We start from the raw sequence: 5,970 nt of genomic DNA on the forward strand, positions 1-5,970 counted from the left end.
ATTCTACTAGGCATTGTCTAACCCTGCGTTGACCAACATTTAACTTATCCTCAAAAAGCTTATAACTCTCCTGTAATTCCTCTATATCGTTGTTATAATAGCGCTGCAGTCTAAATACTATGAATGATAGGAGTTGTTTAGAGGTTTTACTTAAAGCTTTTTTATTATCTCCAATCAGATCCTTCCACTCTGCTGGTATAAAATTTCCAATAAAATGGTAAAAAATTGTGTCATTATTGGCACTGTTATTTTTAGTAAAATTACAACCATTGGTTAGAATATCGCGTACTATATGTTGCACTTTTTGCCTCCAAAAATACAGCTATAGCAGGTAGTTTTAGAAAATAATTTTTTATAAATTATTCTAAAATTTTTATTCAAAAGGTCGAATATAGGGAGCATAATTATTCTTATACAAAACCTATTTTTATCTTCATACTGATTCTATCTGCCTTACAAGACCAGTCTTACCTATAGACAATATTATACTCTAACAAGTCCTCTTTCATTTTGATCTCTATAAACCATTGTTATTTTTTCATGCGGAGTCTACTTAGTAATCTATTTGTAAACTTTAATACTATTGAAGACATAATTACTATATAATTTATGTATATTATTAATAAATATTACACTGTGGTTAAATAACTGATCAAATAATTATGCTTGTTTTATAGCAATTTTTTTATATTAATTCATTCATAATACATCTGAATTGAAAAACGCCTGATTCACCCTTAGATTGTATACGTTTCTTGATCATTAGTTCAACTTCTGAATTAAAAATTAGCGCTAAATTTCCTAAATTTTTATTCTCCTTATATTCGACCTTTTGCACTAATTTTTTTATAATATTGACAAATTTTGCAAATTTAATTTCAGTTAAGGTTGAATATTGAAAAATTAAAAAAGTTAACACAAGTTAATAGTAGGTTCTATAAAGTGCGAAAGTTGACAAAAATTAACTTTTCTTCTTCTTTAATATTGAATATACCTTGAGGCCTTTTCAGTAGACAATGTTATAAAGTATTATGATATTCATTTAATGGGTTTTGATTAGGAAATTTATAATTAATGGAGATAAATATAATAAATATGATTTCAAAATAAATATTTGAACAATCTCATAAAGCAAGTAAAGCAAGATCAAAAAAACGAATTAACCCAATGCTTTGTTTTAAGAGTTTTAATGGTGCTAGGATTACTATTGCCGTATAGAGAAAATATTTGTATGATCCAAAAATGATAAGAACTAATGGTTATGTACTACTTTTGAGAATTTTTTAATATCAATTGTAATATAACATTCAAACCTTATGGTTTTGTTATGTGTAAATTGATAAATATGCCGTCAGATAGGTATAACAGAACCAATTATGTAATACCTTATTCATAATCATACACACCCCATAAGATTTTGCGATTCACCCATCCTGTGTAATTTTTACAACGTAACTTACACATTAAAACTGTACATTTTTTCAATTCACATCTTACTTTAGGCTCAATATATGCAATAACTCTACTTTTATAATTAGATGATTTATAAAGGTTTTGTATTGTTTCTCTGTTGATAACAACTGTTCTTTTTGGAGATAAAACACTTGAGTGAATCCAGCCAAAATCATTATTTATATCATGTACATAGTACCATTGATCAAATTTATCAATTATCTCTAATGGCTCATCTTTCTTTGTAAATATCCACTTAACTGGATACTTAACATTTGGCCCTACTCTCATATTAATTTCATTTGCTTTTGTTGAAACAAACCTAGGAATTTGATTATTATTATTTGATATTGCAATGCTGATAGAAAATATAATCATAATTATTATAATGATAAAACTGAAAATTCTACTCATTATCATCGTCACTATCTAAGTTTTTGCCTTGCTTTGTTGCTATATAATTACCTGAACGAAATTGGCTTTTAATTCTATTAACTTCATAATCACTAATACCTATTATTTTTAGTACTTCGCTTCCCATCTGCAGTCCAACTTCATAATCTGATGGTATAATAGCTGTTGCTCCACATTCATATAGTTCATTGGAGCGTTGTAAGTCTTTTGTTTTTACAATTACAGCAACATGTGAAAAATTATTTGATATATTTTTTAAAGTTTTTTTTACAGTAATTTCATTAGTTAAAGATAGAATAACCGCTGATGCTCTTTCTATACCTAGAGCTTTTAATGTTTCTATTTGTGAAATATCACCCTGAACAATTGGAAAACTACTATTATTATTTTCTTTTACAGCTTGTTCATTAATATCGATAGCAATATAATTTTGATTTTCTGCTTCTAAGACATTTGCTACCATTTTACCTACACGACCAAACCCAGCGATAATAATATGATTAGTTAAATCTCTAGCTCCTTGCTCAATAATCTCAAGTGGATTATACTCTTCACTCTTGCCATTACCAAGTAGATTAGCTATTCTTGCTCCAACAGCAGATAATAGTGGAGTTAAAGCCATAGTACAAGTAACAATCAGCAACAAAGTTTTACCAATAGAGCTTTCAATTATTCCATCTTTCATTGCTTCATTAAATAAAATAAAAGCAAACTCACTTCCCTGTGATAATAATAAGCCAGTATGTAACGAAATACCTTTATTAAAATTAAAAAGAATACATAAACTAGTAACAACAACTGTCTTAATTAAAATTAATGATATAGAACAAACTAAAATTGTTTGCAAGTTCTGAATAATTTCATTAACATTAATATGCATTCCTACAGACATAAAGAATAGACCAAGTAATAATCCCTTAAATGGGTATATACTTTCTTCTGCTTGTAATCTAAATTCAGTTTCAGCTACTAATACACCTGAAACAAAGGCTCCTAGCGCTAACGATAAACCTTGATGACTTGTTCCCCAAGCAGCTGACAATACAATAAGTAAAGTTGTAGCAATAAATAATTCATTAGTACTTCCAGGTGGTTTATCAATAGAAATAACTTTAAATAAAGGCCTTAAAAATAGTTGTCCAGTGATAAATATTATCGTAAGCGCTATTATAGCTTTAATTAAAGCTATACCCATAGCTTGAGCAATAGATATGTCAGTTTTATTAGACAGCATTGGTAATATTACAAGTAATGGAACTACAGCAAAATCTTGCATTAATAATACTGATAATGCTACTCTACCAACTTGAGTAGACTGATTACGACTTTCTTCAATTACCTGTAAAACTATAGCAGTAGAAGATAGAGATAATACTGTACCAATAATTATTGATACATCAAAATTGTCATAGTATAACATAACACAACTACCAATTATTATACTAGTGATTATGACTTGCAATGATCCTAAGCCAAAAACGTACCTCCTCATAGCTTTTAATCTGTCAATCGATAATTCTAAACCAATAGCAAATAATAGAAATACAACTCCAAACTCTGCAATGGCGCTAGTATAATGAACATTGACAATTTTAAGCCCATGATCACCAATTAAAGCTCCAGCTACTAAATATCCAAGTACGGGGCTGAGTTTTAATTTTTTAAAAAAAATTACAATACAAATTGCAGTAGCAAGTAGTACAACTATATTTGGTAAAAATTCATAAGATTCCATTCTTCTTTTCTAAAATTTAATTAATTATGTTTTAAAGTTTCATATGCTGGTAGTTACTTTTCTAAACTACAATAAAACTATGCATTAAATTAAAGTAACATTAATTATAATAACATGTATGTATTTAAATTATTTAATGTATTAATATAAGCTTCACTATGAATCAAAATTATTATAAACAAACCCTACGTTTCCAATATAAGAATATACGAATCTTGCCAAATAAACAATCAAAAATTGTTCACAAACAAAGCCACAAAATTTTATTACAAGCTTTGAATATTATTACAACATTACTTCCTATTAAATCTATAATTGGTATTTACTATCCCCTTAAAGGAGAAGTTAATATGTTAGATTTATTAATTATGATGCTAGATTATAAATTTGCTCTACCGGCTTTTATTAATAAAAAAATGGTGTATGTTTATTATTATAAAGATTGCCCAATAAAAAAACAAGAATACGGAATATATACTCCTATTGGTACTAACATAGTTATTCCTGATGTATTATTAGTTCCAGGCATAGTATTTGATACTGCTGGCTATAGAATTGGATTTGGTAAAGGTTATTATGATCAGTACATATTACAGGCTCGAAGTGTTAATATTAATAATATAGCAATTGGAATATGTTTTGATACACAGTTAAGAAATTTTGTACCTAGAGAGTTATATGATCAAAAAATGAACTATATTATAACAAATAAAACATTAATTGTAACATGAATGCTGTAGATATAATTTCTTTCATAATTTTTATTAGCGCAATTACCTTAGGATTTTATAAAGGTGGATTGAAATTGATTATTGGCTCAATTTTTTTTATAAGTTCTATATTTTTAACTGCACTTTTAACTCCAATATTATATGATATAACTATTGATTATATTCATAGTGCTCTTTATACAACTATCGTAAGCGGTGTTCTATCTTATATTATATCTTTGGTATTATGTACAATATTAAGTAATCAAGTTATTAAATTCATTAATCCAATTACTGATGGATTATTAGATAAATTTTTTGGAATGCTGTTAGGAGGAATACAAAGTATACTGCTTTGTATATTTTTATATACTGTATTAGCTATTGTATCTACGAGAAGTTATATTGATGTATCAAACCATAAAGAAGTAAAACAAAAAATAAAACAACACATACCTATATGGCTGTATAATTCTGATCTTTTTTATCTATCTGGTAATTTACCATTAGATTTAATTGATGTTATTCCTGAAAAACAATTTAATGATATATTAAAATCAATTAACAAATCCAAAAAAGATGTTTCTAGTGCTAAGTTATATGATTAGAAAAGTATCTTAAAACAAAGATTTATGCCATTTTACTATATCCACAAGATACTTGAAGTATTTAAAAGGATACAACATACCTTGACACCCAGCACACCAAAAAGCATAATCACTTGCCAAACCTCCAACAGCGCTACAACCCATACAATCAGCTATACAGGCCTGATATGCTGCAACGTTTTGAAATAATAATGTCTCTGGATTTAAAATTGCTGATTTAGCATCGTCGCCCCATAAGGGATCAAACTCCGTTAAATAAGCTATATCAACTGAAGCCATCTCTAAGCAAACAAAATCAAGCAAAATCTCTAGCCAATAAATTACCGGGTAAACATACCAATGAATATGATAAAAAGCGCTTCCATCAGAATCATCTTTCATGCCTTTTTGAGCACTAGTACCAAAAGATAAACCACCAAGACTAACCATGCACATTGGTGATTTAGTAACGTCTACAAGACGTACTGGCTCCCAAAAACCTACTGGAATTCCAGCCCTGGAAGGAATTCCAGCCCTTGGACAAAAGCATATCAGATCTCCTGGAGCATTAGTATCAGACATTGAACTGCTCACTACCTTAAATCCAGCTATAGTAATAGGAAAAAACACTTCCAACATACATCAGTTATAGGATTCACGAATCTTCCAGTACACCAACAACTGCATAGCAGCTATTAGTTGTTATAGCTATTAATCTATAAGAGTGCTGCTTTCACAACTTCACGACGATGTTTAAAATATCTTTTCCGGAACTAAATATGCGTTTCTCCATAGAGTTAACTATTTCCTGTATTTCTCCACTTGCAAGCGTATTATTAATATTTTGACAGATTTGCTGTGTAACTTCCAACTTTTCATGCTAAACCTTTTTTTAAGTTGAATCATTTAGTATATTATAATAAAATTATAATGTAACAGTTTTGATTATTACCTTTTAATTAATTGTTATTATTGACTAATGCTTATTTCTTTAATCGTAAGCATAGTGTTGTTCTGTTCCACTATGGCTGGCACAGCTTTGATTCTAAATACCCTTATTAGATCACCATAT

General features: G+C 28.5%; 5 protein-coding genes and 2 pseudogenes. 2 read left to right on the forward strand and 5 right to left on the reverse strand.

Annotated elements, in window-relative coordinates:
- From OCHUTO_RS04555 to OCHUTO_RS04570, 3 genes and pseudogenes are all read right to left on the reverse strand, one after another.
- Positions 1-301: pseudogene (locus tag OCHUTO_RS04555) on the reverse strand (hypothetical protein); the annotation flags it as partial.
- Between the two features lie 1,085 nt (positions 302-1,386).
- Complete coding sequence (locus OCHUTO_RS04565; protein ID WP_370664250.1) at positions 1,387-1,857, reverse strand: SH3 domain-containing protein; 471 nt, start codon at positions 1,855-1,857, stop codon at positions 1,387-1,389.
- A 1-nt stretch (position 1,858) separates the two neighbouring features.
- Positions 1,859-3,601 (reverse strand): cation:proton antiporter domain-containing protein, encoded by a 1,743-nt coding sequence (locus OCHUTO_RS04570; RefSeq protein WP_045797603.1) that lies wholly within the window; start codon positions 3,599-3,601, stop codon positions 1,859-1,861.
- Positions 3,602-3,759: 158 nt separating this feature from the next.
- Here OCHUTO_RS04570 and OCHUTO_RS04575 point away from each other — a divergent pair, with 158 nt between their 5' ends.
- On the forward strand, positions 3,760-4,332 hold the full coding sequence (locus OCHUTO_RS04575) for a 5-formyltetrahydrofolate cyclo-ligase (RefSeq protein WP_045797604.1): 573 nt from the start codon (positions 3,760-3,762) through the stop codon (positions 4,330-4,332).
- On the forward strand, positions 4,329-4,919 hold the full coding sequence (locus OCHUTO_RS04580; RefSeq protein ID WP_045797605.1) for a CvpA family protein: 591 nt from the start codon (positions 4,329-4,331) through the stop codon (positions 4,917-4,919). Before OCHUTO_RS04575 ends, OCHUTO_RS04580 begins: the two co-directional genes overlap by 4 nt.
- A gap of 63 nt (positions 4,920-4,982) precedes the next feature.
- Here the strand turns inward: OCHUTO_RS04580 and OCHUTO_RS04585 are convergent.
- Together OCHUTO_RS04585 and OCHUTO_RS05910 are read right to left on the reverse strand one after the other, a co-directional pair.
- A pseudogene (locus tag OCHUTO_RS04585) lies at positions 4,983-5,590 on the reverse strand (TraU family protein); the annotation flags it as partial.
- A gap of 41 nt (positions 5,591-5,631) precedes the next feature.
- Entirely contained in the window at positions 5,632-5,769 is a 138-nt protein-coding gene (locus tag OCHUTO_RS05910; RefSeq protein WP_156961313.1) for a hypothetical protein, read from the reverse strand.
- Positions 5,770-5,970 lie beyond the last annotated feature (201 nt).

The sequence above is a fragment of the Orientia chuto str. Dubai genome (assembly GCF_000964595.1).
In the GTDB taxonomy this organism is placed as follows: Bacteria; Pseudomonadota; Alphaproteobacteria; order Rickettsiales; family Rickettsiaceae; genus Orientia; species Orientia mediorientalis.